28 protein-coding genes are annotated in these 25,969 nt (G+C 67.0%); 4 read left to right on the plus strand and 24 right to left on the minus strand.

Going from position 1 to position 25,969, the window contains the following annotated elements; genetic code table 11:
* Positions 1-18: 18 nt before the first annotated feature.
* From ACAM55_RS11700 to sctV, 13 genes are all read right to left on the minus strand, one after another.
* Positions 19-1,050: an EscU/YscU/HrcU family type III secretion system export apparatus switch protein gene (locus ACAM55_RS11700; RefSeq protein ID WP_369656154.1), complete on the minus strand. Its 1,032-nt coding sequence runs from the start codon at positions 1,048-1,050 to the stop codon at positions 19-21.
* A gap of 10 nt (positions 1,051-1,060) precedes the next feature.
* Entirely contained in the window at positions 1,061-1,840 is a 780-nt protein-coding gene (gene sctT, locus ACAM55_RS11705; protein ID WP_369656155.1) for a type III secretion system export apparatus subunit SctT, read from the minus strand.
* A gap of 14 nt (positions 1,841-1,854) precedes the next feature.
* Complete coding sequence (locus ACAM55_RS11710; protein WP_369656156.1) at positions 1,855-2,340, minus strand: serine kinase; 486 nt, start codon at positions 2,338-2,340, stop codon at positions 1,855-1,857.
* Positions 2,337-3,713: a FliI/YscN family ATPase gene (locus ACAM55_RS11715; RefSeq protein WP_369656157.1), complete on the minus strand. Its 1,377-nt coding sequence runs from the start codon at positions 3,711-3,713 to the stop codon at positions 2,337-2,339. The genes ACAM55_RS11710 and ACAM55_RS11715 overlap by 4 nt, the downstream gene beginning before the upstream one ends.
* Positions 3,710-4,345, minus strand: a complete 636-nt coding sequence (gene sctL, locus ACAM55_RS11720) for a type III secretion system stator protein SctL (RefSeq protein WP_369656158.1) — start codon at positions 4,343-4,345, stop codon at positions 3,710-3,712. The genes ACAM55_RS11715 and sctL overlap by 4 nt, the downstream gene beginning before the upstream one ends.
* Complete coding sequence (locus ACAM55_RS11725; RefSeq protein ID WP_369656159.1) at positions 4,327-5,040, minus strand: type III secretion system protein; 714 nt, start codon at positions 5,038-5,040, stop codon at positions 4,327-4,329. Before ACAM55_RS11725 ends, sctL begins: the two co-directional genes overlap by 19 nt.
* A gap of 10 nt (positions 5,041-5,050) precedes the next feature.
* Positions 5,051-5,830, minus strand: a complete 780-nt coding sequence (sctJ, locus tag ACAM55_RS11730) for a type III secretion system inner membrane ring lipoprotein SctJ (protein WP_369656160.1) — start codon at positions 5,828-5,830, stop codon at positions 5,051-5,053.
* Positions 5,827-6,249, minus strand: a complete 423-nt coding sequence (locus tag ACAM55_RS11735) for a hypothetical protein (protein ID WP_369656161.1) — start codon at positions 6,247-6,249, stop codon at positions 5,827-5,829. The genes sctJ and ACAM55_RS11735 overlap by 4 nt, the downstream gene beginning before the upstream one ends.
* 66 nt (positions 6,250-6,315) lie before the next feature.
* Positions 6,316-6,519 (minus strand): hypothetical protein, encoded by a 204-nt coding sequence (locus ACAM55_RS11740; protein WP_007834711.1) that lies wholly within the window; start codon positions 6,517-6,519, stop codon positions 6,316-6,318.
* Between the two features lie 141 nt (positions 6,520-6,660).
* Positions 6,661-7,830: an FHA domain-containing protein gene (locus tag ACAM55_RS11745; protein WP_369656162.1), complete on the minus strand. Its 1,170-nt coding sequence runs from the start codon at positions 7,828-7,830 to the stop codon at positions 6,661-6,663.
* A 2-nt stretch (positions 7,831-7,832) separates the two neighbouring features.
* Positions 7,833-9,605 (minus strand): type III secretion system outer membrane ring subunit SctC, encoded by a 1,773-nt coding sequence (gene sctC, locus ACAM55_RS11750; protein WP_369656163.1) that lies wholly within the window; start codon positions 9,603-9,605, stop codon positions 7,833-7,835.
* The gene (sctS, locus tag ACAM55_RS11755) at positions 9,602-9,868 is read right to left on the minus strand and encodes a type III secretion system export apparatus subunit SctS (protein WP_093019443.1); all 267 of its coding nucleotides are present in this window, start codon (positions 9,866-9,868) and stop codon (positions 9,602-9,604) included. The genes sctC and sctS overlap by 4 nt, the downstream gene beginning before the upstream one ends.
* 45 nt (positions 9,869-9,913) lie before the next feature.
* Complete coding sequence (gene sctV, locus ACAM55_RS11760) at positions 9,914-11,986, minus strand: type III secretion system export apparatus subunit SctV (RefSeq protein ID WP_369656164.1); 2,073 nt, start codon at positions 11,984-11,986, stop codon at positions 9,914-9,916.
* A 299-nt stretch (positions 11,987-12,285) separates the two neighbouring features.
* Here sctV and sctQ point away from each other — a divergent pair, with 299 nt between their 5' ends.
* Both sctQ and sctR read left to right on the plus strand, forming a co-directional pair.
* Positions 12,286-13,383, plus strand: coding sequence for a type III secretion system cytoplasmic ring protein SctQ (gene sctQ, locus ACAM55_RS11765; protein ID WP_369656165.1), 1,098 nt, complete (start codon positions 12,286-12,288; stop codon positions 13,381-13,383).
* An 11-nt stretch (positions 13,384-13,394) separates the two neighbouring features.
* The gene (gene sctR / locus ACAM55_RS11770; protein WP_307640795.1) at positions 13,395-14,054 is read left to right on the plus strand and encodes a type III secretion system export apparatus subunit SctR; all 660 of its coding nucleotides are present in this window, start codon (positions 13,395-13,397) and stop codon (positions 14,052-14,054) included.
* Here the strand turns inward: sctR and ACAM55_RS11775 are convergent.
* Complete coding sequence (locus tag ACAM55_RS11775) at positions 13,981-14,724, minus strand: FMN-dependent NADH-azoreductase (protein ID WP_369656166.1); 744 nt, start codon at positions 14,722-14,724, stop codon at positions 13,981-13,983. The genes sctR and ACAM55_RS11775 overlap by 74 nt on opposite strands.
* Before the next feature lie 100 nt (positions 14,725-14,824).
* Between ACAM55_RS11775 and ACAM55_RS11780 the strand changes: the two genes are divergently transcribed.
* On the plus strand, positions 14,825-15,748 hold the full coding sequence (locus ACAM55_RS11780; protein ID WP_369656167.1) for a LysR substrate-binding domain-containing protein: 924 nt from the start codon (positions 14,825-14,827) through the stop codon (positions 15,746-15,748).
* Positions 15,749-15,763: 15 nt separating this feature from the next.
* Here ACAM55_RS11780 and ACAM55_RS11785 read toward each other — a convergent pair whose 3' ends face one another.
* Entirely contained in the window at positions 15,764-16,417 is a 654-nt protein-coding gene (locus ACAM55_RS11785) for a TetR/AcrR family transcriptional regulator (RefSeq protein ID WP_369656168.1), read from the minus strand.
* Between the two features lie 87 nt (positions 16,418-16,504).
* On the opposite strand from ACAM55_RS11785, the gene ACAM55_RS11790 reads away from it, so the two are divergent.
* The gene (locus ACAM55_RS11790) at positions 16,505-17,353 is read left to right on the plus strand and encodes an SDR family oxidoreductase (protein WP_369656169.1); all 849 of its coding nucleotides are present in this window, start codon (positions 16,505-16,507) and stop codon (positions 17,351-17,353) included.
* 18 nt (positions 17,354-17,371) lie between these two features.
* Here the strand turns inward: ACAM55_RS11790 and ACAM55_RS11795 are convergent, their stop codons facing one another.
* The 9 genes from ACAM55_RS11795 to ACAM55_RS11835 form a co-directional block, all read right to left on the minus strand.
* Positions 17,372-18,277 (minus strand): SDR family oxidoreductase, encoded by a 906-nt coding sequence (locus ACAM55_RS11795; RefSeq protein ID WP_369656170.1) that lies wholly within the window; start codon positions 18,275-18,277, stop codon positions 17,372-17,374.
* A 103-nt stretch (positions 18,278-18,380) separates the two neighbouring features.
* On the minus strand, positions 18,381-19,319 hold the full coding sequence (locus tag ACAM55_RS11800) for a glutathione S-transferase family protein (RefSeq protein WP_369656171.1): 939 nt from the start codon (positions 19,317-19,319) through the stop codon (positions 18,381-18,383).
* A gap of 34 nt (positions 19,320-19,353) precedes the next feature.
* Positions 19,354-20,994: an isovaleryl-CoA dehydrogenase gene (locus tag ACAM55_RS11805; RefSeq protein WP_369656172.1), complete on the minus strand. Its 1,641-nt coding sequence runs from the start codon at positions 20,992-20,994 to the stop codon at positions 19,354-19,356.
* A gap of 96 nt (positions 20,995-21,090) precedes the next feature.
* A complete protein-coding gene (locus ACAM55_RS11810; RefSeq protein ID WP_369656173.1) occupies positions 21,091-22,107 on the minus strand; it encodes an NADP-dependent oxidoreductase in 1,017 nt (338 codons plus the stop codon).
* A 22-nt stretch (positions 22,108-22,129) separates the two neighbouring features.
* On the minus strand, positions 22,130-22,594 hold the full coding sequence (locus tag ACAM55_RS11815) for a PaaI family thioesterase (RefSeq protein ID WP_369656174.1): 465 nt from the start codon (positions 22,592-22,594) through the stop codon (positions 22,130-22,132).
* A 1-nt stretch (position 22,595) separates the two neighbouring features.
* Positions 22,596-23,390 carry an SDR family oxidoreductase gene (locus tag ACAM55_RS11820; protein WP_369656175.1) on the minus strand — a complete coding sequence of 265 codons (795 nt, stop codon included), beginning with the start codon at positions 23,388-23,390 and terminating at the stop codon, positions 22,596-22,598.
* Positions 23,391-23,415: 25 nt separating this feature from the next.
* The gene (locus ACAM55_RS11825) at positions 23,416-23,718 is read right to left on the minus strand and encodes a Dabb family protein (protein WP_369656176.1); all 303 of its coding nucleotides are present in this window, start codon (positions 23,716-23,718) and stop codon (positions 23,416-23,418) included.
* A 16-nt stretch (positions 23,719-23,734) separates the two neighbouring features.
* Complete coding sequence (locus tag ACAM55_RS11830; RefSeq protein WP_369656177.1) at positions 23,735-23,971, minus strand: hypothetical protein; 237 nt, start codon at positions 23,969-23,971, stop codon at positions 23,735-23,737.
* Positions 23,972-23,973: 2 nt separating this feature from the next.
* Complete coding sequence (locus ACAM55_RS11835; protein WP_369656178.1) at positions 23,974-25,830, minus strand: acyl-CoA dehydrogenase; 1,857 nt, start codon at positions 25,828-25,830, stop codon at positions 23,974-23,976.
* Between the last annotated feature and the right edge of the window lie 139 nt (positions 25,831-25,969).

The following is a 25,969-nucleotide window of genomic DNA, read 5'->3' on the forward strand; positions in this document are numbered from 1 at the left end:
TCGTCGGTTTATCGAGATTCATTCGCTGCCTTGCGCCCAGCGCAGCAGCTTTGCCACCGGCGCATAGAGAGCGCGCGGGATCGGCTGGTCTTCGGGCACTTCGTCGTAGATGCGCTCGGCCAGCGCGGGCTCGAATTCGGTCGGTATCAATCCTTCGCTCGCGAAGCGCCGGATCTGTGCGGCGACCTCGCCCTCGCCGCGCGCGATCACGCGCGGCAGGTCGGTCTCGCCGAGGTATTGCAAGGCGACGGCCACGCGCGGCGAATGAATCACCGCCGATGCCGCGCGCACCCGGTCGTTGAGGCTCGCGTACACCGCCTCGAAATGGGCCGAGCGGCGACGCGAGCGGTTGATGGGGTCACCCTCCATCTCCTTGTGTTCCTGGCGGATCTCCTCGATGGACATGCGCTGCTTCTTCATGAACTCGTGGTGTTCGTGCGCGTAGTCGACCATGGCCATCACGACGTAGATCACCACCGCCCAGCCAAAGGCAACCAGCACCATGTGCGCCGCGGCCGTCATGATTCCCTCGGGCCGCGCATAGCCCAGCTTCAGCGCCGTATCGACGAAGCCGCGCACCACCACGAACATCAGCACGGCAAGCAACGCAGTCTTGGTGCACATCTTCAGCAGGTTGATGAGGCTGCGCGTCGAGAAGATGCGCGCCAGGCCCTCGGCCGGGTTCATGCGGTTCACGTCGGGCTTCAGGCGCTCCCAGGCTGCCACGCCGCCCACCTGGAACAGCGAGCCCACGATGCCCGCCGCGGCGGCAATGGCCATGATCGGCAGCGTGCCCCACACCAGCGTCTCGCCGGTGTGCAGCAGCAGTTCGACAAAGCGGTCGTCGGGCGCCGTCAGCAGGGTGGTGCTGGTCGCGTGCAGCCACAGCTCGCGCAGCAGGTTGTAGATGAGTTGCCCGCCCAGCCACAGGGACACCACGACCACCACGAACACCACGGTCGAGGCCACGTCGGTGCTGAACACCACCTCGCCGCGCTTGCGCGCATCGCGCAGGCGCTTGGCGGTAGGGTCCTGGTCTTTCTCTGCCATGCTTCGCCCGCTACAGCGTGGACCGCAGGAAATCGAGCACGCCGTTCTCGGGCCGCAGGAAGTCCTGCAGCGACTCGTACACGAAGAACAGGAACAGCAACATCATCAGATGGGCCAGCAGGCTCTTGAGCGGCTGCGCAAACACGAACACGTTGAGCTGCGGCGCCACCCGGCCCACCAGGCCCACGCCCAGTTCCACCAGCAGCAGCACCACGATGACGGGCGAGGCCAGCTTCACGATCCAGAGAAACAACGTGTCGCCCTGCCGGATCGCGAACTGCTCGAGCACCAGGCCCAGGTTGGGAAAGAAGGAGCCGACCGGCCAGATGCGGTAGGAGTCGACGATCACGCCCAGCATTGCGAGCAGCCCGCCGGCCGACACGAAGAGCGTGATGACCATCCAGCCCAGGAACTCGCTGGTCGCGCCGTTCTCGTGCCCCGCCACCGGATCGAAGAAGGAGGCGTTGCTGGAGCCGGTCTGGAAGTCGATCAGGTCGCCCACGCTCTGGATGGCCCAGATGAAGATACCGAAGCCCAGGCCGAGCAATACCCCGATCAGCGCCTCCTTGCCCGCGATGAACACCCAGGTGGCCATCGATGCGGCCGGCACCTCGCCCGCCACCGGCGACATGAAAATCGCAAGCATCAGCAGGATGCCGTTGCGCACGGTGCCGGTGATCATGCCGCCCGACAGGAAAGGCACCACCGCAAAGATCGCGAACAGCCTCGGCAGCGTGAGCACCACCGCCGAGAAAAACTGCTCCATGTGGCCGAGTTCGAAGCTTTCCATCGAATGCTCCGTAGCTAGGCCGGCCGGCGCATGGCCCAGGCCTGCGCGGTGCTCTCTTCGTTCGTGTCTTCGATCCGCAGCTCCTGAAGATGCAGGTGCTCGGCGCGCGCGCGCTGCTGCATCTGACGAGCCTTCTCGACCTCGCCGTGGGCGGCGCGCAGCTGGCGCCGGCTTTGCTCCAGCACCTGTTCGCGCTCGGTGTGTGCCCGCCCGGCCTGGGCCGCGGCCTCTCCGGCCTCTGCGATCTGCGCATCGAGCGCACCGCTCCATGCGCCCGCATGCCGGAACTCAGCCACGCTGAACTGGCCGCCCGAGAGCGCCCCCCGGGTGGCCTCCCAGTGCTGCAGCTTGTTCTGCACCTGCTGCTGCCGCAGAGCCTCGGCTTGCCTCAGTCGGGCCTGGCTCTCCTCGGCGGCCGCGCGGTCGCGCGCAACCACGCCCATGGCGACGGTTTTCTGCCGCTCGCGCACGTCGGCCAGGAGCTTCCAGTCGCTGCTCATCCGGCGTGCTCCGTTCGCGGTGCGCCGCGCAGCAACGCCGCCAGCGATTGCTCGAAAGGAAGGCTGGTCTTCGGCGGCTGCGACAGGAAGTCGAGCATCGCGGGTCGCGCCCGGATCGCCTGGTCGGCCAGCGCATCGGTGCCCGGCCTGTATTCGCCGATCTGAACCAGCAGCTCCATCTCCTGGTACTTGGCCAGCAGGCTGCGAAAGTGCGCGGCCGCCGCGCAATGTTCGCGCGAAGCCACCAGCGGCATCACGCGGCTGATGCTGGCCAGCACGTCGATGGCCGGATAGCGGTTGGCCGCCGCGATCTTGCGCGACAGCACGATGTGGCCGTCGAGAATGGAGCGCACCTCTTCGGCGATCGGGTCGTTCTCTTCGTCGCCTTCGGTGAGCACCGAGTACACCGCGGTGATGGAACCGGTCTTGCCCTGTCCCGCACGCTCCAGCAGCTGCGGCAGCATCGAAAAGATCGACGGCGGGTAGCTGCGGCGCGTCGGCGGCTCTCCGCTCGCGAGGCCGATCTCGCGCTGCGCGCGCGCAAAGCGCGTGAGCGAATCGACCAGCAGCAGCACCTTCTTGCCCTGGTCACGGAAGTGCTCGGCGATGGTGGTTGCCGCATAGGCCGATTTGATGCGCTCCATCGGCGGCCGGTCGGAGGTGGAGACCACCATCACCGTCTTGGCCAGCCCCTCGGGGCCGAGGTTGTGCTCGATGAACTCCTTCACCTCGCGTCCGCGCTCGCCGATCAGCGCGATCACGTTCACCTCGGCCGTCGAGCCGCGCGCCAGCATGCCGAGCAAGGTGCTCTTGCCCACGCCGGGCGGCGCGAATACGCCGATGCGCTGGCCTTCGCCCAGCGTCAGCAGCGTGTCGACGGCGCGGATGCCGGTGGCCAGCGGCGCGTCGATCATGCGCCGCGCCAATGGGCTCACCGGCTCGCGGTGCACCGGCAGGCGCGTGTGCGTGGCAAGCGGGCCGAGGTCGTCGATGGGCTGACCCAGTGCGTCGAGCACGCGGCCCAGCAGGTTCGCGCCAACCGGGCATGCGTGGCCACGGCCGGTGGGCACCACCTCGGTCAGCGCCGAGATGCCGGTGATCGGACCCATCGGCGTGAGGATGGCCGTGTTGCCGCGAAAGCCCACCACTTCGGCCAGCAGCGGCGGCTCGCCGGGCGTGACCAGCTCGCACAACTCACCCACGTGGGCCTGGATGCCGGTGGCGTCGATCAGCATGCCAACCGCCTTGCTGACCCGGCCGCGCATGGCCACCGGCGTGACATGCGCGAAAGCCGCTTCCAGCTCGGCCACGATGTCCAGCGCCGCGCCGGACATGCCGACGCCGCGCGGTGCCGCGGCTGGTCGTGCGCTCATTGAAGCCTCCCCGATGGCGGCATGCCGCCCTGTTCGACCGCGCGGCGAAAGGCCTCCAGCTGGGCGTCGACACCGATCTCCAGCACGCCGGTCGAGGTTTGCACCATGCAGGCACCGGGCGGCAGATCGGGATCTGGCGTGATGGTCATGGCCATGCTCCAGTTGGCATCGCTGCGCAGCCGGTGCAGCGTCTCGCGCATGTTGGCTTCCTGCGCAGGCGCCACGCGCACCGTGATGAACGACTCCGCGCGCAGCAGTGCCTCCACGCGCACCAGGGCCGAGCGGAACAGCACTGCCGGATCGGCCTCGGCCAGGAATTGCCCCACCGCCTTGACGACGATCTGCGCCATTGACGTGCGCAGCGCGTGCAACTGCCGCTCGACGGCCATGCTTTCGGACACGAGCTGCGTGGCGTATTCCGCGCGGGCCTGTGCAAGCCCTTCGTCGTAGCCCTTGCGGCGGCTGGCTTCGGCGCCGTCCTCGGCTTGCTGGCCAATTCGCGCTGCCTCCTTGCGCGCGATGTCCACCACCGCCGCCGCATCGAGCAGCGCCGCGTATTCGTTCTCCTTCAGCACCTTGCGCTCGCTCAGTAGCTGCAGGTTGTCGGTGGTGATCAGAAAAGCCAGTCCCATTGCGGAAGTCTTTCGGGAACGATGCAGGAGAGCATCAGTTCATTGAGTTGCGAGGCCTGGCGCGGCTCCAATGCCGGCACGCTCAGGGCGGAGATGCGGCGCGGCAGCTTGTGCTTCAGGCGACCCTGTACGAGCGCCCCTTCGGATGCGGCGGCGCCCAGCAGCAGGCGATACCCGCGGTCGAGCACCACGCGGCCCGTGGCCAGGGGGCGCTGCTGCAGCACGGTGCCGTCCATGCGCAGTTCGGTGAGCTGGGGCACGCGGTCGAGCACGAAGTCGACGGCGTCGCGGTCGAAACGGCGCGCCTGGCGGCGGATCTCCAGGCCAGCACCGCCGCGCAGCCTGAAAAGCGGCAGGTGCGCGCAGAAGCCCAGGTACGCCGAGAGACGACGCAGCGAGGCGGCGTCGAGCAGCGCCAGCCGCTTGAGCCGCGAGTCGAAGTTGTAGTCGGCCAGGGCGCGTGCTTGCACCGGTTCCGGGGCCTGCCGCCGTCGCAGCAGCTCGGCCAGAACGGCGCGGCCGGCGGGCCCCATGCGCGCCACCGACCGGTGCCGCGCCGGCCAATCAGGCGGCAGCCAGCTCGGATGCAGGTCGGCCTCGGGATGCAGGTTGAAGCGCATCACCAGGCGCACCAGGTCCATCGGGCCGGGCATGGCTGGAACAACGGGTTGCGGCGCTGCGGTCGATCCGGGCATGGGCGTGCGCTCAGCGCTTGTTGAGCACCTGGCGTCGCATCCAGGTGCGCCAGTCCTGGCCTCGGCGCCGCAGCAGCGTGGGCAGCGCCATGAGGCAGACGGCGGCCAGCAGCAGCAGGCCCAGCAGCACCATGGCGGTCTGCGTCGAGAGAATGCCCAGCACCATCGGCGCGCCGGCCGCGTGGCCCGCGGCCGCGGCACTGGTTGTGCGGCGCGCCTCGAACAGCGACAGCGAGACCTGGTCGTGCGTGAGACCTTCGATGCTGTGCGCCACCATGTCCTTCACGGCCGGCGCCAGCAGGCGCAGATCCACGTCGGGACGGTGCTTGATGAACACCGCCGCGGACGAGGGCCGGATCTTCTCGCTGAGCGGATCGTTGGCCGGGATGACCACGTGCACCCGCGCCGACACCACGCCGTCGACGTTGCGTAAGGTCTGCGACAACTCCTGCGAGATGGCATAGATGTAGCGCATGCGCTCCTCCGAAGGCGTGGACACCAGGCCCTGCTTCTGGAACACCTCGCCCATGCTGGCGTAGCGCTCGGCCGGCAGGCCCTGCACCCGCAGCACATCCAGCGCCTGGCTCAGCCGGTCTTCCTCGACCTCGACCTGCCAGTTGCTTCCTTCGAGCTTGGTCTTGGCCGCGCCGATGCCTTCGGCCGACAGGGCCGCGACGATCTCGTTGGCCTCCTGCTCCTTGAGGTTGGAATAGAGCGCGACCTTGCAGCCGGCCAATGCCAGCAACAGCACGAGCGCGGCCAGCCAGCGCGGGCGTGGGAGTGTCTTCATTGCTGGTTCTTCAGCAGGCTGCCGAACAGGCTGGTCGCGGCGCTGGCCAGCCCGGTGGAAATATGCATTCGCGCAAACATCATGTTGGCTTCCATGGCGTGGTCGGTCATCACGAACATGGTCTTGATGGGGTCTGCGAAATCGATCGACTCGAGCATGCTCTTGCGCATGTCCTCGATGGAGCGCACGTTGCCCGACAACTGCGCGGCCAGCGACTTGGCCGCGTCGCCGATCGCGCTGGGCGCGGCCGTTCCGCCCGGTGCCTGCACGCCCTGCATCATGTTGGCGAACATGCGCGTCTCGCCCGGCTCGAAGCGCGACGGGCTGGCGGCGGACTGCTGCGCAGCCTGTGCTGAGGCGGAGGCCGCGGCTTCCGGTGGCGGTGCGCCAACGGCAGCCGACGCAATGGGATCGGTCATGTTTCACTCTCCTCGGAAAAGAAAAAAGGCCGCGCGAAGCCTTACGGCTCCACGCGGGCCTCCCCGTCAGTTCTGCTTGGCGGACTGGCGGATGTCGTTGCCGGTGGACTTCGCCACTTCGGTGCCGGCGGCGTTGGCGCCGTTGACCGTCTGTGCCGTGGCGGCTGCGCCCGAGATGGTGGCGCCCGCAGCCATGCTGACGCTCATCAGGCGAGCCTGGTCGGCCGCGGCTTGCTGCATTTGCTGGATCGAGGTGTCGACTGCGCTCATGGTGAAACTCCTGTCAAAGGTTGAGGTTTTTTTCAGTTGCGGATGAAGGCACTCCGCCATTCGGCGAAGCCATTCCATGCGGCGCACCGCGGTGCATCTGCGCATGAAATCGGGGGCGCGGGATGAAGGAAAACATGTCCTTCACCTCGCGGGTTTCTTGTTGGGCACGCCGCCGCTCAGGACCAGCCCGTCGGCGTCGATGCGCTTCAGTTCGGCGCCGGAGCGCAGCACCGAACCTTCGTAGTAGCGGTTGCCGTTCGAGAGCTGGATGTGGCGCAGGCCCTCGCCGTCTTCGGTGATGCTCACCATGCGGGCCGGCAGCACGCTCTGCCAGCTGTCCCACTGGGCGCGCATATCGTCGTCCTTGCTCTCGGTCTTGGGTTTTTCGCGGTACTGCACCTTGTCGGAAACCAGCACCGAGGGATGCAGGTCTTCGCTGAGGCGGCGGATCTTCTGCCGCACGGCGGCGTCTTCCACCGTGCCGGTCAGCGCCAGCCGGCCCTGGCCGGTATAGGTCACAGCCACGCCGGGATCGTCGACGTAGCGGCGCGCCTGCTCGACCATGTCCTCGGCCGAATGCACGTTGACGCTGACCCTGCTGCCGAAGCGCGCCATGGCGTCTTCCAGCGTCTTGCGGCGCTGCTTCGATTCCACATACCCCTTGACGCCGAACTGTCCGCCCGGCGCTGCGATCACCTCGACCTCGGGGAACGGCACGAGTGCCTTTTCCACCTCTGCCAGGTTCACGCTGCCGCCGTTCATGGCGCCGCCGCCATCGCCGATCAGCGCCGTGGCCGCGAGCCCGAGCACGGCCAGAATCGCCACCACGCCGCCTACCCACAGGCCCAGCCTTTGCGCCCCCGCGCCCTGCTGCTGCGCCAGCGCCTCGCCCTCGGGTAGTGCGCCGTGCACCGGCGCAAACATGCGATCTTCCTGCGCGCTGGCGGGATAGGTGCGGTCGAGCTGAAAGTCAATCTGGCCGACGCTCACGATGTCGCCGGCGACCACGCTCTTGCGCGGCTGCTGCATCTCCTCGCCGTTGAGGTGCGCCGAGGCGGTGCCCAGGCGCTGCATCGACACCACCAGCTCGCCGACGGTGAACGCGAGGTGGCGCGGCAGCACGTCGCCGCCCGGCAGCATCACCTCGCATTCGCCGCCCGAGCCCAGCACGTTGATGCCGGGCTTGAGCACGATGGTGCGGCCCTTCACCGCGCCGCTCAGGAAGCGCAGGCACCAGCCGGCGGCCTGCGCGCCTTGCGGGGCCGCTGGCTCGGCACGGGCGTCGTCGTCGAACGGAACTTCGCCATTCATCGTCAACCTCCGGGCTCGGGCAGGGGCAACATCGGCACCGAGGCCGTGGAACCTGGCGTCACGAGGCGCGGCGTCAGCAGATAGAAGCGCTCCATGTTGGCCTGCTTCTTGTCGGTGTACCTGAAGAGGCCGCCCACGCCGGGGATGTCCTTCAGCAGCGGAACGCCGGTGATCGCATTGCTCTTCTCTTCCGACGAGTAGCCGGCGATCAGCAGGCTCGCGCCTTCGTCGACCAGTGCCTGCGTGTTGACCGTGCGGCGGCGCACGATCGGAATCTTGTCGACGGATTGCGGGCTCAGGTCGCCATCGACGATGTCGATCGACATCATCACGCCGCGCCCGGCCTTCTCGTCGATGATGAGAGGCGTCACGCGCACGGCGGTACCGGCGGTGATGCTGAACAGGCCCGCGTCCTGGAAGCCGTCCACGCGCACGTAGAACTCGCTCAGGTTCTCCAGCACCGCCTCGGTGTTGTCCAGCGTCATGACCTTGGGGCGGGCCACGAAGTTGGCGCTGCCGTTGGTGGCCAGCGCAGTCACGCGGGCGAGCAGGTAGTTGCGTGCGCTGTTGCCGATGGCGGCGGTGAACATGCCGCCCAGCGGCGTGAGCGGATTGCCCGTGGTGTCGAAGCTTCCGATCTGGCCGGCTTCGCTGCCGGTGCCGCCCCAGGTCAGCGGCCCGCGGTCACCGCGTCCGGTCTGGAAGTCGGCGTGCCGCCCGTGCAGACGCCAGTCGACACCCAGGCTGCTGAGCGTGTCGGAACTGATGTCCATGATGGTCACCTCGATCTCCACGAGCCGCGGGCGCGTGTCCATCGATTCGATCAGCCGCGCGTACTGCGCCATCTTGTCGGGCATGTCGCGCACCAGCACGGCGTTCATGCGCGTGTCGGCCTGGAACTGCGGCAGCTCGTTGCCGACGATGCTCGACATGCCGCCCAGCGTGGCCGCATCGCCGCCCGAGCCGGCGCCGGCAATGTCGATCTTGGGTGCGTTGATGGCCTCGCCGCTGCGCAGCTTGATCTGCCGGTTCGGCCCCACCGAGAGGGGCCCGCCGGTTCCGCGCCCGCCGCCGCCGGACGACTGGCTGCCGCTCCGGCCGTACAGGCTGCGCAGCACGTTGGCCACGCCCGGAATCACCGTCTCCTTGCCCGACCGGTTGATGCGGAAGTCGGAGGCCCAGGCGTACTTGAGCGGGAACAGGCGGATTTCGGCACCCTCGGCCATCGCGGTCTTCTGGTCCGCGAGCTTCACCGCCTGGCGCACCATCTCCACATAGCGCCGCGGGCCGGTCACGTAGACGCTGGCGTCGCGCTCGCTGATGCTGAGCGGATAGCGCTCGTCGGAGATGTGCAGCCGCACCAGCGTCTCGGCAATGCGCCCGGCATTCTCCGCCGCGATCGGCAGCACCTCGCTCTTTGCATCGGCGGCCAGGTCGACGAACAGAAAGGCACCGTCGAAATACCAGGTGAGCCCGTTGACCGCGCACACGCTGTTCAGGATGTTCTTCGCGGGCCCGTCGAACTTGCCGCTGATGACGCCGTTGACCTTGGGATCGATCACCGCCGTGATGCCCTGCGAGGAGGCCAGCTCGCGCAGGAAGTCGCCGAGCGGCTTCTCGTTGGCAACGATCTGGAAAGGCCTGTTCTGCCAGCGGAACTCCGCGGCCAGGCTGTGCTGCACGAGCAGCAGCATGAGCACGGCACAACCAAGCATCATGAAGGCCTGCCGGCGGACGAGAACAAGGCGCACAACGATCCGCATCGCGGCAGTCATGAGAGCGTTGTCAGCGACAGGAACGCGCGCTCCGCGAAGCGCATCACGTCGCGCCCCAGCCAGCCGGCCGTGACGATGATCGCCACCATCACCGCGATGAGACGCACCGACTGGCCGATGCTCTGGTCCTGCACCTGCGTCACGGCCTGCAGCACCGCCACGATGAGCGACGACAGCGTGGCCACCACCACCACCGGCAGCGAGATCCACAGCACGAGCAGCAGGCCCTCGCGCGTGATGTCCAGGATGTTCTGCGGTGTCATGGTGGGCTTCGGCTCCCTCGGGAAACAGGTCGTTGTTGTCGTTCATCAATGCGCTTGGGGATTGGTGATCCAGCCCACGGGTTGCAGGGCCACGTCGTCGTCTATTTCCTGGTAGGACAGCACCGCCATGTGCGGTGCCACCGGTTCGATCAGGTTCTTGATGTAGCGGCGCACGTCCGACGACGCGATGGCTACCACGCGGTTGGCGGTGGAACCCAGAATGCGGCGCAGCTGCTCGCGGATGTCCTGCGTGACGGCCGGGCTCAAGAGCAACAGGTTGCCGCGCGGCGAACGCTCGATGGCGTTCTGCACGCGGTCCAGCAGGCTGGACTCGAACAGGATCGCCTCGAGCTGGCGATTCGCGCCGACATAGCGGCTCGTGATGTAGCGCCCGAGATGGATGCGCACCAGCTCGGTCAGCGCAATACCGTCCTGCTCCTTGGCGGCCCACATGGTCAGGCTCTCGAAGATGGCGTGCAGGTTGCGGATCGGAATGCCTTCCTGCAGCAGCCGGCGCAGCACCTCGGCAATGCGCTGCGCCGAGGCCACGCGCAGCACTTCGGCAGCGAGCTCGGGCGCATCGCGCTGCACCGAATGCAAGAGGCGCTGCACTTCCTGCAGGCCGATCAGGTCCTTCACGTGGCGGCGCACGGTGTGGTCGACATGCAGGCTCACCACTTGGGCGCCGGTCCACGCCGTCATGCCGGGCTCCGGGTCCGGTACCCAGACAGCCCGCGCAAAGGGGCCGAAAGGCTCGGCGACTTCCGCACCGGGCGGGGTCGAGACCGCCTGCGCGGGGTCGAGCAGCAACCACCCCGGCTTGAGCATGCCGCGGGCCACCGCCACGTCGTGCACCAGCACCTGATACTCGTTATCGGCCATGCCCTCTGCGTAGTTCAGCTGCAGCCGCGGAAAGATCGGCCCGAGGTCGGATTCGACCGAGTTCTTGACCAGCGACAGGTGCTGGTCGAGTACGAAGCGGTCGACCGCACTGCGCAGGCCCGAAGACAGGCGCACCGCCAGCGGCGCGGCAATGGCATGGTCGGTGTCGGTTTCTTCGGACGCCACGCCGTCGCCGTGGGAGATCCAGCCCGGCGTGTTGCGTTGCTGGCGCAGCATGCGCATTGCAAGACCCAGTCCGATCAGGAGGGCGGCCAGCAGGCCGAACACCCATTTCGGAAAACCGGGAACGATGAGGAAGCTGGCCACCGCGAGGCCCGCGATGATCAGCGCGCGCGGATGCGCCATCATCTGCTCGCCGATCTGCTGCGCGAGCTGCGAGTCGCGGCGGTCGCCGGTGCTCACGCGCGTGATGACGATGCCCGCCGCAATCGACACCAAGAGCGACGGAATCTGCGACACCATGCCGTCGCCCACCGTCAGGATGGCGTAGCGCTGCAGCGCACCGCCCAGCGTCATGTCGTGCATCAGCGTGCCGATGGCGATGCCCGCGAGGATGTTGACCAGCGCGATCACGATGCTGGCAATGGCATCGCCTTTGACGAACTTCATCGCACCGTCCATCGCACCGTGCAGCTGGCACTCCTGCTCCAGCAAGCGGCGCTGCTTCTGCGCCTTGGCGGAAGAAAGCACGCCGGCGCGCACGTCGGCATCGATGCTCATCTGCTTGCCCGGCATGGCATCGAGCGCGAAGCGCGCCGCCACCTCGGCCACGCGCTCCGAACCCTTGGCAATCACGATGAACTGCACGATGGCGATGATGAGGAACACCACGCCGCCCACCACCACGTTGTTGCCGACGATCAGCTTGCCGAAGGTGTCGATGATGTGGCCGGCGTTGGCTTGCAGCAGGATCAGCTTGGTCGACGCGATGTTGAGCGCAAGCCGGAACAAGGTGGTGAAAAGAAGCAGCGACGGAAAGGTCGACAGCGACAGCGCCGAAGGCACGTACATCGCGACGATCAACAGCACCAGGCTGATGGCCAGGTTGCTCGCAATCAGCAGGTCGAGCAGCGGCGTAGGCAGCGGCAGCACGAACAACGCCACCACCACCACGAGCAGGCCTGCGAGCAGCAAGTCGTTGTAGCGGCCGGCATTGCCCAGCAGGTCGCGAAAGCTGCCGCGGTAGGGTTGAAATGATCGCGAGGGACTCGCCATTGCGTCCTTGCTCTATTGAATTTCTTGGAGTTTTTGTTGGATGCGCATCGCCTCGCGACGCACATCGAGCGTGAAGAACCTCACGTCGCGGTGGACTCTAAGCGCCGCCCTCCGTCCGCGGCAACCACGAGTTTTCGTAAGTACGAAGGACCTGTGGCGCGCGCGGCACTACGCTTTTGCGTACTACCTGCGCCCTGCCCCTTTCGCTAAGCTGCGCCGACCCGATGCGAAGGTGTTCGCGTTGCCTGAAAGTACGTAGATAGTGACAAGACGCAGAAGTTGTTCGAACGAAAGCATGCATGCCGGCCGGGCCTGCTGAAGCGGTGACCGAGCTCGGCGAGGCTCGCAGCTTGCCTCGCGCCGATGCAGCGAATGTGCGTGCGCTCAACCGCCTCCATGCGGTGGCGCCTTGGCACGGCCTGGCGGCCAAGGGCACGAGCTACCGCCTCGCGTGGCAGCACGACGAAGCCTTTGCCCACACCACCCGCGAGAGCTACAGCTTCAAGCTTGGCGCGCACATCGGCCATCTCGCCATGGATGCGCCGAGCATGCAGGCGCTGCTCGGCGAGCGCCGCATCGACCTGCTGCCGCGCGACCTGCGCTACATCCTGCTGGCCGACGCGCTTCACCCGGTGATCGACGCGCTCGAGAAGGCGCTGCGCCTGCATTTCGAATGGCAGCCTTCGGCCGCCATCCGTGAATCGCGCGAACAGCCGCTCATGCATTGCGACCCCGAGCGCGCCGCCTTCTTCGTTGCCACGCCATCGGACGGTGGCGCGATGCTGCGCGGCTGCGTGCAGTTCGACGATGCCGCCACGCTCGACGCCCTCGTGCCCCCGGCCACCGGACCTCGCCATGCCGTGCGAACGAGCGAAGCTTTCCGCGCATTGCGCATGCCGGTGAGCTTTCGGCTCGGCAGCACGCCGATCCAGCTTCGCGAGATCAGCAGCATCCGCCCCGGCGACATCGTCGGCATCGAGCAATGGAGTTCTTCGGGTGCCGCGATCGTCGTCACCGCCGAGCTGGGAGGCCCCGGCGGGCTGCACCTCTCGGCCGTTGCGGAGGGCTCGCGCATCACCGTTCAGCAATCGAGAGACAGTGCCATGAAGCCAGATACGCCCGCCGATCCTGCGCCCGCCGCAGACAACGTCAACCTGCCGATCGACCGGCTCGATGCGCTGGAGGTGACGCTGCGCTTCGAGGTGGGCGAACTGTCGCTGTCGCTCGGCGAGCTGAAGAGCATCCGCGCCGGCCACGTGTTCGACTTGGCCGAGCCGCTCAACCGCAGCCCGGTGCGCATCCTGGCGCACGGCAACGTGCTGGGCAAGGGCTACCTTGTCGCCGTGGGCGACCGCCTGGGCGTGCGTGTGTCGGAGTTCGCTCCCGGCGAAGTCTGAGCGGGCTCCCCATGCAAGGCGGAATACCGGAGCCTCTCACACTCGTCGCGGTAATGGTCGCGTTCGGCTTCGCGACCTTCGCGGCGCTGATGGTGACGAGCTACACCAAACTGGTCATCGTGTTCGGCCTGCTGCGCACCGCGCTGGGCCTGCAGCAGACGCCGCCGAACATGGTGCTGAACGGCATCGCGATCATCCTGACGGTCTACATCATGGCGCCGGTCGGCATGGACATCGGCGATACCCTGCGCAACCGCAACTTCGGCATCAAGGGCGAAAGCATGGGCGACATCATGGCGGTGATCGACGCCGCCAAGGTGCCCGTGAAGGAGTTCCTGCAGAAGCACACGCACGAACGCGAGCGCCAGTTCTTCCTCAAGTCGGCCTCCAACATCTGGCCGAAGGCGCGCGCCGAACAATTGAGGGACGACGACTTCATGGTGCTGGTGCCGAGCTTCACGCTCAGCGAGCTGACGCGTGCCTTCCAAATCGGCTTCATCATCTACCTGGTGTTCGTGGTGGTGGACCTGATCGTCGCCACAGTGCTGCTGGCGCTCGGCATGTCGATGATCGCGCCCACCACCATCTCGCTGCCCTTCAAGCTGCTGCTGTTCGTGATGCTGGACGGCTGGACGCGGCTGGTGCACGGGCTGGTGCTGTCGTACCGATGAGCTGACCCACCAGGCGATCGACGGCCTCCTCGGCACGCCGCAGCGACTGCGCCAGCTGCTCGCCGCCGAACTCGTCGCACTCCACCGCCGCCTCGACCACCTCGGTGATGCCGATGTAGCCGAATACCGAGCGCACGCTGCTCTCGGTGTGGTTCAGGTGCGCAATGCGCCCGCCGGGGTCGTAGCCGCGGTCGCCGCGCGCGCCGAGCAGCACCATGCGCTTGCCCGCGTCCGCGAGCATCGGCCAGTAAGGCACCGCGCCGCGCGCACGGTCGAAGCCGAAGGTGCGGCCCACGCGCACGATGTTGTCGATCCAGGCCTTGAACTGCGCGGGCACGCTGAAGTTGTACATCGGCAAGCCCACCACGATCACGTCGGCGGCAACCAGCTGGTCGACGAGCCGGTCGCTTTCGGCCAGTACGTCCGCCATCCAGGGTTCGCGCTCGGCGGGGGGAGTGAAGGCGGCGTGGATCCAGCGCCCGTTCACGTGGGCGGGCGGATGCTGGCCGACGTCGAGATGGTCGATGCGGTCGTTCGGCCGGGCCTTGCGCCAGCGCTCGACGAAGCGCGCAGAGAGCCTGCGCGTGTGCGAGCCGTGGGCGTCGATGTCGGACCGGCCCGGACGGGCGCTGGCGTCGATATGAAGAAGGTTCAGGTTCATGGTCTTCATGGATGAGTTGATTTGTTCTGTCTTGCGCTGCCAGAATGGCTGCACGGATCTCTAATCTAGAGATAAACCCATCCAGCGACAAACGATCATTTCTCCATCGATGAACGAAATTGGCTCATCCATCCGCCGGCCTCGCCGCCTGCCGCCGCTGCTCTCGCTGCGCGCGTTCGAAGCGGCTGCCGCGCACCTGAGCTTTCAGCGCGCCGCGCTCGAACTCTCGGTCACGCCCTCTGCCATCAGCCACCAGGTGCGTTCGCTCGAAGACACGCTGGGCCGGCCGCTGTTTCTCCGGCTCACGCGGCAGCTTGCGTTGATGCCCGCGGGCGAGCGGCTCTTCGACGATCTGCGCGCCGGCTTCGATGCGCTGGAGGCTGGCGTCGAGAGGCTGCGTCAACCTGTCGCATCGCGGGCCGTCACGCTCACCACCAACACCGCCTTTGCCGCACGCTGGGTGCTGCCGCGCATGGCGGCTTTTCGCAAGGCCTGCCCCGGCATCGAACTGCGGCTGCATGCCAGCGACACGCTGGTCGACCTGGCGCGTGGCGACGCCGACATTGCGGTGCGCTCCGGCAGCGGCAACTGGCCGGGCCTGGTGGTGCGCGAGCTGATGTCCGAGCGCTACGCGCCGCTGTGCAGCCCGATGCTGGGCCTGAAGCGCGCGGGCGACCTGCCGAAGCACCAGCTGATCCATTCCGACTGGCAGCCTGGCGCGGTGGCGCCCGCACCGTGGTCGCGGTGGTTCCGCGAAGCGGGCGTTGCGCCGCCCAGGGGCCGTTCGATGAAGGCCGCCGGCCTGTCGTTCTCGGACGAAACCCACGCCATCCTGGCCGCGCTCGCGGGCCACGGCGTGGCACTGCTGAGCCTCACGCTCGCGGCGGAAGAGCTGCGCAGCGGCGCGCTGGTGCAGCCCTTCGGGCCTGCGCTCGATACCGGGAGCTACTTTCTCGCGGTGGCGAATGGGCGGGAAGACGAAGCCGCGATTCGCGCCGTGTGGGAGTGGATTGCGTCGCAGGCCGCGGCGTGACCCGGCCGCCGGGACTTACGCCAGAGGGGTCGTGATTTCCCGCAGCGCCATGCGCTTGAACGCCTCCACCAGGGCAGCGCCTTCCGCGGGATCGACCGCGATGGCCAGGCGGATGGTGGCCTCGCCCATCTCCCAGATCAGAAAGGCGGCCTGCCCGATCCGCTTCGCATTGGCACGGCCGTGCACCTTGTGCATGGCGTCGGCCAGCATCTGTCCGCAGACGCGGCTCTCGGCAATCTGCAGCGTCAGCAGTTGCCTGTCGGCCTGCATGCCGCTCCAGATGTCGCGCATGACAGGCCGCTCGTTGACGATCGCGTAGTACACGTCCACCAGCCCCGCGAACGACGACTGCAGGCTGGCGAGGTCGGTCACGTCCTTCAGGCCGTCCCGGATGCACTCCCGGCTGCGTGCGTTGATGCGCTCCGCCAGCATGCGGATCAGCGCGGATTTTTCAGGGAAGTACTGATAGAGCGATCCGATCGAAATGCCGGCCGAGGTGGCGACCTCGCTCATCTTCAACTGGTCGCTTCCGCCTCGCACGATCAGCTCGGCAGCCGCTTCGAGGATGCGCTCCACGCGCGCCTTGCTCCGCTCCTGGATGGGGCTTTTTCTTGCCGTGGGCGGTTCCGCGACTGCAACCCGAGAGCGCGACGATGCGGCGCGACTCATGGCCGCACCTCGGGGTTGACATTCAAAATGTGAGTAACTATCATTTTTTATGTGAGCATTTCTCACATTATCTCAAGGAGTTCGAAAATGGCAATCAGCAGCACCCGGGATGATGCGCATCCCATTCTGGTACTCGGTGCCAACGGCAAGACCGGAGGCCGCGTTCTGGCCCGCCTCCGCGCCGCCGGGCATGCGGTGCGCGTCGGCTCGCGCTCCACAGAGCCGCGCTTCGATTGGGAGGAGCGCGCGACCTGGAAGTCCGCCCTGCAGGACGTCCGCGCCGTCTACGTGGCCTACCAGCCGGACCTGTGCGTGCCGGGCGCCGTCGAGACGGTGACCGCGTTCTTCGATGCCGCCGCCGAGGCCGGGGTCGAGAAGATCGTGCTCCTCTCGGGCCGGGGCGAACCGGAGGCCCTGGATGCCGAGAAAGCACTGCAAGCCACCTCGCTCGACTGGACCATCGTGCGCGCCAGCTGGTTCTTCCAGAACTTCAGCGAGAACTACTTTCTCGACGAGATCGTCGCGGGCGCCATCACCCTGCCCGAAGGACTGGCACCGGAGCCCTTCGTCGATGCCGACGACATTGCCGACATCGCCGCCGAAGCGCTGGTCGGCGGCCGCCACAGCCGCAAGCTTTATGAAGTGACGGGCCCGCAGGCGCTCACCTTCGCCGACGCCATCGCGCAGATCGGCCAGGCCACGGACCGCGAGATCGCCTGCCAGATCATCTCGAAGGAGGCCTACGCCCTGGCCCTGGCCGAAGCCGGCCTGCCGCCCGACGTTGCCGGGCTCGTGGTCTACCTGTTCAACACCGTTCTGGACGGCCGCAACACGCCCGTCGCGCACGGCGTGGAGCAGGCGCTGGGCCGCCCGCCGCGCAGCTTTGCCGCCTACGTTGCACGCACGGCCCCATCGGGTGTCTGGGGCGCGACGTGAGGTGCGGCCGCGGGCCGTTCAGGCCGCGCGCAACTGCTCGCGCAGCTTCTGCCCGATCTCGGGCCGCTCGAGGAACGGGTCTGCCGGGTTCTTGACCGCGACGATGTTCTCCATGCGGCTGCGCACATTGCCCAGCGCCTTCGGGTGGCTGAAAACGTAGAACTGGTTGTCACTGATGGCGTCGAATACCTTGGCCGCGACTTCGGCCGCGGTGATCTTGCCGCTGCTCACGGCCTTGTTGCTCATGGCCTGGCCGATGAGCTGGCTCTTGGTGAGTTCGGTTTCCTTGGGTGCGTTGGGGCGGTTGCGTTCGCTGCTGGTGATGCCGGTGGGCACGAAGTACGGGCACAAGAGGCTCGCGCCGATCTGGTCGGTGACGAGGTTCAGGTCCTGGTACAGGGTTTCGGTCAGGCTCACCACCGCGGCCTTGGCGGCGTTGTAGATGCCCATGTTGGGCGGCGTGAGCAGCCCGGCCATGCTGGCGGTGTTGGTGATGTGGCCGCGGTAGCCCGGGTCTTTGGCGGCGGCTTCGAGCATCATGGGCGTGAACAGGCGCACGCCGTGGATCACGCCCCACAGGTCGACGCCGAGCACCCACTCCCAGTCGGCCACGGTGTTCTCCCACACCAGGCCGCCAGCGCCCACGCCGGCGTTGTTGAACACGAAATGCGGCGCGCCGAAGCGCTCCTTCACCGCAAGGGCCAGGGCCTCCATCTGCGCGGCGCTCGACACGTCGACCTTGCGGGCGAGCACCTGCGCGCCGGCGGCTTCCATCTCGGCCCGGGCCTTGTCGAGCGCGTCCTGCTGCACGTCGACGAGCACCAAGTTCATGCCGCGCGCGGCTCCGATGCGCGCGCACTCGAGGCCGAAGCCCGAACCCGCGCCGGTGAGTACGGCCGTCTTGCCCTTGAAGTCCTGAATCATTTGCCGGTGTCCTTCTTGCGTTGAATGTCTCTGACGTTGAAGGCCCTATTGAAATACGGAACGCGCGCCGACGCAGTCACGAAGGTTCCCGCCCGGAAGGTCGTCAGGCCTCCGCCTTCTTGAGCACATAGCCGATGCGCGGGAAGTGCACATGCACCGTGCCGACGCGCTCGCTGCTGCGCTCCAGTGTGTAATGCGTGCGCGTCGCGGCTACCAGCGTGCCGGGGGTTTCCTCGAGGCCGAAGCTCTCGGCGCGGACGGTGACCGCGCTGCCCAGCGGAATGCCGTGGTCGTCCTGGAAGGTGCTGTCGGTCAGCAGGGTGTGCGGCGTGGCGGCCTTGGCAACGGCAATGGCCTCCTCCGAGCTGAACTTCTCGGGCGCACCGTGAGTGATGGCTGCCATGCGGTCCATCCAGTCGAGCACCGCGGGCGTCAGGTCGAGGATGGTTCTCACCGATTCGATGCGGCGCGTGTACCAGAGCGGGTGATAGGCCGAGAAATCGGCGATGCACGGCACCTCCCCCAGCAGGTAGGGCTTGTCGTCAAACATGTCGGACAGGCGGCGCAGGTACGACTTGTAGGCGCCGGTGGCGTCGGCCGGGCGCAGCCGCGTCATGTTGCCGGCGCTCATCCTGCCGCGGTCTTCGCCGAAGGCCTTGGCAGCTTCGGGCGGCGCCTTGGCGAACACTTCGGCCGCACCCCGCGGCTGCAGGCTCCAGGCCATGGCGGCCCAGAACAGCGTGGTATCGGCCCACTGCGCAAGGATGCGCGACAGACCCTTCTCGGGTTCGGGGTAGAGCGTGGGTTCGGGTTGCAGGTGCTCGAGCACGTCGGCGATGAGCGCGCTGTCGCAATACATGTCGGCGCCGATCTGTAGGAACGGCGTCTTGCGGTAGCCGCCCGTGAGCTCTTCCACATCGGGCTTGGGCATGATCGGCGGAATGAAGACCGACTTCCACGGCAGCTTCTTGGCACCGAGGATCAGGCGAACTTTCTCCGAGAACGGCGAGGTGGTGTAGTGGTGCAGGATGAGGTCGGCCATGTGCTGTTTCCGGTGGAGTGCTTGACTGTCGTGTTCAGAGCGGTTGCGCGCGCTCGATGATCGAATCGAAATCGGTGCCCGCACCCAGTGTGCCGAAGGCGTTGCCCCAGTCGCCGCCAAGGCGCGATGCGCAGAAGGCGTCGGCAACGGCCGCTGGCGCGGTCTGCGCAAGCAGCGAAGCCTGCACCGCCAGGGCCACGTCCTGCGCCAGCCGGCGCGCCCCGGCCTCGGAGGCCATGGCCTCGATGCGGGCCGGCAGCGCGTCGGCCAGCCGGTCGAACGCCGCATGCTGGCCACGCGCCGGCGACAGTTCCTTGGTGAGCGCGGCCACCGCATCGCCCTTTCGCAGGCCGCGCAGCAGGTCGAGCGCCATGATGTTGCCGGCCCCTTCCCAGATCGAATTGAGTGGCATCTCGCGGTAGATGCGGGCCATGATGCCTTCGCCGCCCTCCTCCACATAGCCGTTGCCGCCGAGGCATTCCATGGCCTCCTGGGCGAAGTGGCTGCCGCGCTTGCAGATCCAGAACTTGGCGACCGGTGTGAGCAGGCGGGCCATCAGCCGCTCGTGCGCGTCGTCCTGGTGGTCGAAGGCGCGCGCGAGGCGGATGGCCAGCGCCGTGGAGGCTTCGCTTTCGAGGGCGAGGTCGGCCAGCACGTTCTTCATGAGCGGCTGGTCGATCAGCGGCTTGCCGAAGGCACTGCGCTGTCTGGCATGGTTGAGCGCGATGGCGAGCGCCTGCCGCATCAGGCCGCTGGTGCCCAGCGCGCAGTCGAGCCGGGTCATCGTGCCCATCTCGAGAATCTGCGGGACACCGCGCCCTTCTTCACCCACGAGCCATGCGCTGGCGCCGTGGAACTCGACCTCGGAACTGGCGTTGGCCTTGTTGCCGAGCTTGTCCTTCAGGCGCTGGATGTGGATGGCGTTGCGGGTACCGTCGGGCAGCACCCGGGGCAGGAAGAAGCAGCTGAGGCCGGCCGGCGCCTGGGCCAGCACCAGGAAGGCATCGCACATGGGCGCCGAGAAGAACCACTTGTGGCCGGTGATCGCATAGCGCTCGCCCCAGTCGTCGCTGCCGTCGCGTGCGGCCTCGGTGGTGTTGGCCCGCACGTCGGAGCCGCCCTGTTTCTCGGTCATGCCCATGCCCATGGTCACGCCGGGCTTGTCCTTGGCGAAGGCAAGCGCCGGGTCGTACCAGAGGCTGCCGAGCTTCGGGCCCCAGTCGGCGTACACGGCGGCATTGCCGCGCAGGGCCGGCGTGGCCGCGTAGGTCATCGAGACGGGGCAAAGGACCGACGGCTCCAGCTCGGTGAAGAGCATGAAGCCGGCGGCACGCTGCACGTGGGGCGATTCCGAGGTGGCCGTCCAAGGTGTGCCGTGCAGGCCCGCGCCCACCGCGGCTGCCATCAGAAGGTGATAGCTCGGATGAAACTCCACCTCATCGATGCGCCGCCCGAAGCGGTCGTGCGTGTGCAGCTCGGGTGCGTGGGTGTTGGCGAGCCGGGCATGGGCCTGCATCTCGGCCGAGCCGAGGGTGACCCCGAGCTCCTGCAGCTGCGCCACGTGCAGCTGCGGCGCGTTGAATTTCAACGCATCGCGAAGGGGCCGGTTGGTTTCGAAGAGGTTGTAGTCCACCAGCGGCTCGGGCTGGTTGAAGACCTCATGCGTCGAATTCATTCGAATACCTCCGTGCTTCGCACTGCGGTGCAGGCTTGCTTGGGGCGGTCCGGCGCGGCACGCATGACCGGCCACCTTGCCGTGCGTTCAACCCATTCAGATCAGTTTGACCAGTTGCTTGCCGAAATTCTTGCCCTTGAGCAAACCCAGGAAGGCCTCAGGGGCGGATTCGATGCCTTGCGCAACCGACTCGCGCGGCTTGAGCTTACCGGTGGCGACCAGCGCGCCGAGTTCGGCCAGCGCCTCGGGCCACACCTCCATGTGCTCGCTGACGATGAAGCCTTCGATCTTCATGCGGTTGATGAGGATCAGGGCCGGGTTCGCCAGCGGCAGTGGCTGGCCGTCGTAGCCCGCGATCATCCCGCACAGCGCCACTCGCGAGAAGGCGTTGGCCCGCAGCAGCACGGCGTCGAAGATGTAGCCGCCCACGTTCTCGAAGTAGCCATCGATGCCGTTCGGGCAGGCTTCCTTGAGCGCGGCGCTCATGCTCTTCACGTCGGGATGCTGGCGGTAGTCGATGCAGGCGTCGAAGCCGAGTTCATCGGTCACGTACTTGCACTTGTCCGGGCCGCCCGCAATGCCCACCACGCGGCAGCCGCGCGCCTTGGCAAGCGCGCCGAAGGCGCTGCCGACCGCGCCGCTGGCGGCCGTGACGACCATCGTCTCGCCGGCCTTGGGCGCAATGATCTTCACCAGGCCGTACCAGGCCGTGACGCCCGGCATGCCCACTGCGCCCAGGTAGTGCGACAGCGGCACGTGCGTGGTGTCGACCTTCTTCAGTGCGCCGGGCTGCGAGGCATCGACCACGCTGTATTCCTGCCAGCCGCCGAAGCCCACCACCTTGTCGCCGGCGGCGAACTTGGGGTGCCTGCTTTCCACCACTTCACCGGCCGTGCCGCCCTGCATCACCTGGCCCAGCGGCTGCGGCTGCGCGTAGCTCTTGGAATCGTTCATGCGGCCGCGCATGTACGGGTCGAGGCTCATGTAGTGGTGACGCACCAGCACCTGGTTGTCCTTGAGCGCGGGCGTTTCGGCGGTCACGAGCTTGAAGTTGCCGGCAACGGCTTCGCCATCGGGGCGGTTGTCGAGGTGGATCTGTTTGTTGGTAGGCATGAGAGTCTCCGGGGGAATGCAATTAATCGGTGGAAGGCGGGCGCATCGCGTTGGCGCTCGCGGGGCCTGTGGGCAGGCGGCGCTTCACGTACTTGAAGGTGCCGGTGGCATGCGCGCACACGCGCTCCAGCTCGTCGTAGATCTTGGCTTCGGTAAAGGCCAGCGTCGCGGTGCGGTGTATGAGCGTGCCGCGTGCGTGCAGCGGGCCGACTGAGGGCTGCATGAAGCTGGTCTTCATCTCGATGGTGACCACGCCCATCTCGGGAGCCACGCTGCGCGCGGCGGCCGCCATGGTGATGTCGAGCAGCGTCATGCAGGCACCGCCGTGCGTCACGTCGAAGGTATTCAGGTGCTCGGGCTTGGCCGTGTAGATGATCTCGGACTCGCCGCCCTCGAACCTCGTGAGCTCGAAGCCGAGATGGCGCGCAAACGGAATCTGGCTCGTGTACGAGCGGATGTTGATGTCGGTGGAATCTTCTTCGGCCATTTCAAGCACCGAGTACCACGCTCACGCCACCATCGACCGCCAGCCACTGGCCGGTGATGTGCTTGCCTGCATCGCTGGCGTACAGCAGCGTGATGCCCTTCAGGTCTTCCTCGTCGCCAAGCCGGCCGAGCGGCGCGTGCGAGGCCATTTTTTCCTCGCCCAGAGACTTGATCAGGCCGGCGGCCATCTTCGTCATGAAGAAGCCCGGGCAGATCGCGTTCACGTTGATGTTGTACCTGCCCCATTCGGCCGCGAGCGTGCGCGTGAAGCCGATCACGGCGGTCTTCGAGGTGTTGTAGGCCAGCGTCTGCATCTCGGGCGGGTTGCCGTTGAGGCCCGCGATCGAGGCGATGTTGATGATGCGGCCGGTCTTTTTCGGAATCATGTAGCCATTGGCGACCTGCTGCGACAGGATGAAGTAGCCGCGCACGTTGAGGTTCATCACCTTGTCCCAGGCCTCGACCGGATGGCTCTCGGCCGGCGCGCCCCAGCTGGCGCCCGCGTTGTTGACGAGGATATCGATCGCGCCCATGCGCTGCAGCGTTTCGTCGGCCAGGCGGCGCGTGTCTTCTTCCTTCGAGCAATCGGCGGCGATCCAGCGCGCGTCGATGCCGGCCGATTGCAGTTCGGCCGCCGCCTGCTCGAGATCTTCAGACTTGCGCGAACTCAACATGATCTTCGCGCCGGCTTCACCCAGCGCATGCGCCATTTGCAGGCCCAGGCCGCGCGAGCCGCCGGTGATGAGGGCGGTCTTGCCGGTGAGGTCGAAGAGTTGCTTGGTTGTGCGGGGTGTCATGGGTGTCTCCGGTGTTCGATGGGGTTCAGGTCTGGTAGTCCATGCATTGGCGCGCTTCGTAAACCGCGCCCATGAACGGTTTCAGCGCGACGTGCTGCGGATGGCCGGCGTAGGCTGCGAGCGCAGCCGCGTCGATGAATTCCGAGTTCAGGATCAGGTCGTAGGTGGCTTCGAGGCCGGGCTGGGCAATGGCCACCTCGAAGCGCCGTATGTCGGTCGAGAGGCCGGCGCAGGCATCGAGCAAGGCCTTGGCCTTGCGGAGATTGGTCGCCTTGTCGGCGCCTTCGGCGTGGTCCTTGAACTTCCACATCACGATGTGCTTGAGCATGGCCTGCCTTTCCCTGTTATTTGTCGCCGAGGCGCGAGCGCACGTAGATGAGCGCAAAGCCGACCAAGGCGATCACGCCGCCCGGCACAGCCATCGACCAGCCGATCGCCGGCTCGGTGCGGCCCGTGGCAATGCCGAGGATCACGAGAAACAGGCCGCCGTAGATCAGGATCCAGATCCATTTCTCGAGCCGGGCGTGCGGCTTCGGGGGCTTGACGGGGTTCGGGGTGTTGTTGGGAGCGGCGTTGGCCATTGTCAAAAAGCGTCCTCGGGCAATGCTGTACAGGTGGGGTCGCGGCTCTCGACCACGTTGAGCCAGGCGCCGATTTTCGGCAGCTCGTAGTGGAAGAAATAGTCCGTGGCGCCAATCTTGCCAGCTGTTACCGCCCTCGCCTTCTCTGCGTCGATTTCCAGCGCTCGCCGCGCCACGTCCAGCCAGATCCAGGCCAGCACGGTGTGGCCGAACGCCTGCATGTAGGGCACGGCGTTGGCCAGCGCATCGGCCGGGTCGCCGGTGGACCAGGCGGCTTCGGTGGCGGTGCCGATGCGCTTCAGCGCGGCGGCCAGCGCCTGGGCGTGCCCCGCGAGCGCGGGCACCGTGGCGGCGCGGCCGATGGTGCCCGTGATGCGGCCGGCCAGCAATTGCAGGCCCCGGCCTTTTTCCATCAGCACCTTGCGGCCCAGCAGGTCGGCGGCCTGGATGCCGTGGGTACCCTCGTGAATCATGTTCAGGCGGTTGTCGCGCCAATACTGCTCCACGGGAAAGTCGCGCGTGTAGCCGTAGCCGCCATGCACCTGAATGGCCAGCGAATTGGCCTCCAGGCACCACTCGCTGGGCCAGCTCTTGGCGATGGGCGTGAGCACCTCCAGCAACAAGCGGGCGTCGTCTGCGGCCTGCGCGCCGCCGGTCTTCTGCTCGTCGACCAGCCGGGCGCAATAGAGCTCCAGCGCCAGCGCGCCCTCGCAGTACGCCTTCTGCGCCAGCAGCATGCGCCGCACGTCGGCATGCTCGATGATGCGCACCTGCGGGCTGGCCGAGTCCTTCACGACCTGGCTGCCGGCGCCCGCCTCGGGCTTCTTCACGAGCCGGCCCTGCGGCCGCGTCTTTGCATAGTCGAGCGAGGCGTAGTAGCCGGCCATGCCAAGCATGGTGGCGGCCGTGCCGACACCGATGCGGGCCTCGTTCATCATGTGGAACATGCAGTGCAGGCCCTTGCCGGGCTCGCCGACGAGGTAGCCCACCGCGCCCGCCCTGCCGCCCACCGGGTACTTGCCCTCGCCGAAATTCAGCAGCGTGTTGGTGGTGCCACGCCAGCCCAGCTTGTGATTCAGGCCCGCCAGCGCCACGTCGTTTCGCTCGCCGGTCAGTTCACCCCCGGTGTTCACCATTCGCTTGGGCACGATGAAGAGCGAGATGCCGCGTGTGCCAGGCACCAGCTTGCCGTTGGCGTCGGGAATCTTGGCGAGCACGATGTGCACGATGTTCTCGGTCAGCTCGTGGTCGCCGGCCGAGATCCACATCTTGTTGCCCGTGAGCCGATAGCGCGGCCCCAACGGATCGTTCTGATAGTCCGCGCCGTCGGGCACGGCGCGCGTGGCCACGTCGCTCAGCGACGAGCCGGCCTGCGGCTCGGACAGGCACATGGTGCCCGCCCAGCGGCCCGAAAATTCGTTCTTGGCGAACACCTCTTTCTGCATCTCGGTGCCATGCACCATCAGCAGGTTGGCGTTGCCGCTGGTGAGCATGTTCGAGCCGATGCTCACCGACGCCATCGCGAAGAAGCCGTTGGCCGCGGCCTGCAGCGTATAGGGCAGCTGCATGCCGCCAATGTCGTAGTCCTGCGCCGCGCTCATCATTCCGGATTCGACAAAAGCCTTGTGCGCATCGTGCGTGGCCTGCGGCAAGACGACCTTCTCGCCGTCGAAATGCGGCTCCTGCGTATCGACGATGCGATTGGCCGGTGCATATTTTTCGCGCGCGATACGTTCGCAGGTGTCGAGCACCGCGTCGAAGGTTTCGCGCGAGTGGTCGGCGAATCGCTCGCGCTGGCTCAGCGCTTCTGCGTCGAGCCAGTCATAAAGAAGGAAGTCGAGGGTGGGACGCAGGCTCATGATCGAATCTTGATGTTGAGGCTATCGACTTCGAGCGGTAGCACTCGTCGGCCGGCGAAGCCCGGCCCGTTCGCGAAACACCGCGGAACCGGCTCAGCCGGGCCGCTGGTGTTGCCCCCGGAAGGGGGTTGGCGGAGGC

This window comes from Variovorax sp. V213 (assembly GCF_041154455.1).
Classification (GTDB): domain Bacteria; phylum Pseudomonadota; class Gammaproteobacteria; order Burkholderiales; family Burkholderiaceae_C; genus Variovorax.

Excerpts from the sequence above, each read along its gene's own strand:
- ACAM55_RS11700 (WP_369656154.1), bottom strand. The coding sequence starts at position 1,050 with ATGGCAGAGAAAGACCAGGACCCTACCGCCAAGCGCCTGCGCGATGCG.
- sctT (WP_369656155.1), bottom strand. The coding sequence starts at position 1,840 with ATGGAAAGCTTCGAACTCGGCCACATGGAGCAGTTTTTCTCGGCGGTG.
- ACAM55_RS11710 (WP_369656156.1), bottom strand. The coding sequence starts at position 2,340 with ATGAGCAGCGACTGGAAGCTCCTGGCCGACGTGCGCGAGCGGCAGAAA.
- ACAM55_RS11715 (WP_369656157.1), bottom strand. The coding sequence starts at position 3,713 with ATGAGCGCACGACCAGCCGCGGCACCGCGCGGCGTCGGCATGTCCGGC.
- sctL (WP_369656158.1), bottom strand. The coding sequence starts at position 4,345 with ATGGGACTGGCTTTTCTGATCACCACCGACAACCTGCAGCTACTGAGC.
- ACAM55_RS11725 (WP_369656159.1), bottom strand. The coding sequence starts at position 5,040 with ATGCCCGGATCGACCGCAGCGCCGCAACCCGTTGTTCCAGCCATGCCC.
- sctJ (WP_369656160.1), bottom strand. The coding sequence starts at position 5,830 with ATGAAGACACTCCCACGCCCGCGCTGGCTGGCCGCGCTCGTGCTGTTG.
- ACAM55_RS11735 (WP_369656161.1), bottom strand. The coding sequence starts at position 6,249 with ATGACCGATCCCATTGCGTCGGCTGCCGTTGGCGCACCGCCACCGGAA.
- ACAM55_RS11740 (WP_007834711.1), bottom strand. The coding sequence starts at position 6,519 with ATGAGCGCAGTCGACACCTCGATCCAGCAAATGCAGCAAGCCGCGGCC.
- ACAM55_RS11745 (WP_369656162.1), bottom strand. The coding sequence starts at position 7,830 with ATGAATGGCGAAGTTCCGTTCGACGACGACGCCCGTGCCGAGCCAGCG.
- sctC (WP_369656163.1), bottom strand. The coding sequence starts at position 9,605 with ATGACTGCCGCGATGCGGATCGTTGTGCGCCTTGTTCTCGTCCGCCGG.
- sctS (WP_093019443.1), bottom strand. The coding sequence starts at position 9,868 with ATGACACCGCAGAACATCCTGGACATCACGCGCGAGGGCCTGCTGCTC.
- sctV (WP_369656164.1), bottom strand. The coding sequence starts at position 11,986 with ATGGCGAGTCCCTCGCGATCATTTCAACCCTACCGCGGCAGCTTTCGC.
- sctQ (WP_369656165.1), top strand. The coding sequence starts at position 12,286 with ATGCCGGCCGGGCCTGCTGAAGCGGTGACCGAGCTCGGCGAGGCTCGC.
- sctR (WP_307640795.1), top strand. The coding sequence starts at position 13,395 with ATGCAAGGCGGAATACCGGAGCCTCTCACACTCGTCGCGGTAATGGTC.
- ACAM55_RS11775 (WP_369656166.1), bottom strand. The coding sequence starts at position 14,724 with ATGAAGACCATGAACCTGAACCTTCTTCATATCGACGCCAGCGCCCGT.
- ACAM55_RS11780 (WP_369656167.1), top strand. The coding sequence starts at position 14,825 with ATGAACGAAATTGGCTCATCCATCCGCCGGCCTCGCCGCCTGCCGCCG.
- ACAM55_RS11785 (WP_369656168.1), bottom strand. The coding sequence starts at position 16,417 with ATGAGTCGCGCCGCATCGTCGCGCTCTCGGGTTGCAGTCGCGGAACCG.
- ACAM55_RS11790 (WP_369656169.1), top strand. The coding sequence starts at position 16,505 with ATGGCAATCAGCAGCACCCGGGATGATGCGCATCCCATTCTGGTACTC.
- ACAM55_RS11795 (WP_369656170.1), bottom strand. The coding sequence starts at position 18,277 with ATGATTCAGGACTTCAAGGGCAAGACGGCCGTACTCACCGGCGCGGGT.
- ACAM55_RS11800 (WP_369656171.1), bottom strand. The coding sequence starts at position 19,319 with ATGGCCGACCTCATCCTGCACCACTACACCACCTCGCCGTTCTCGGAG.
- ACAM55_RS11805 (WP_369656172.1), bottom strand. The coding sequence starts at position 20,994 with ATGAATTCGACGCATGAGGTCTTCAACCAGCCCGAGCCGCTGGTGGAC.
- ACAM55_RS11810 (WP_369656173.1), bottom strand. The coding sequence starts at position 22,107 with ATGCCTACCAACAAACAGATCCACCTCGACAACCGCCCCGATGGCGAA.
- ACAM55_RS11815 (WP_369656174.1), bottom strand. The coding sequence starts at position 22,594 with ATGGCCGAAGAAGATTCCACCGACATCAACATCCGCTCGTACACGAGC.
- ACAM55_RS11820 (WP_369656175.1), bottom strand. The coding sequence starts at position 23,390 with ATGACACCCCGCACAACCAAGCAACTCTTCGACCTCACCGGCAAGACC.
- ACAM55_RS11825 (WP_369656176.1), bottom strand. The coding sequence starts at position 23,718 with ATGCTCAAGCACATCGTGATGTGGAAGTTCAAGGACCACGCCGAAGGC.
- ACAM55_RS11830 (WP_369656177.1), bottom strand. The coding sequence starts at position 23,971 with ATGGCCAACGCCGCTCCCAACAACACCCCGAACCCCGTCAAGCCCCCG.
- ACAM55_RS11835 (WP_369656178.1), bottom strand. The coding sequence starts at position 25,830 with ATGAGCCTGCGTCCCACCCTCGACTTCCTTCTTTATGACTGGCTCGAC.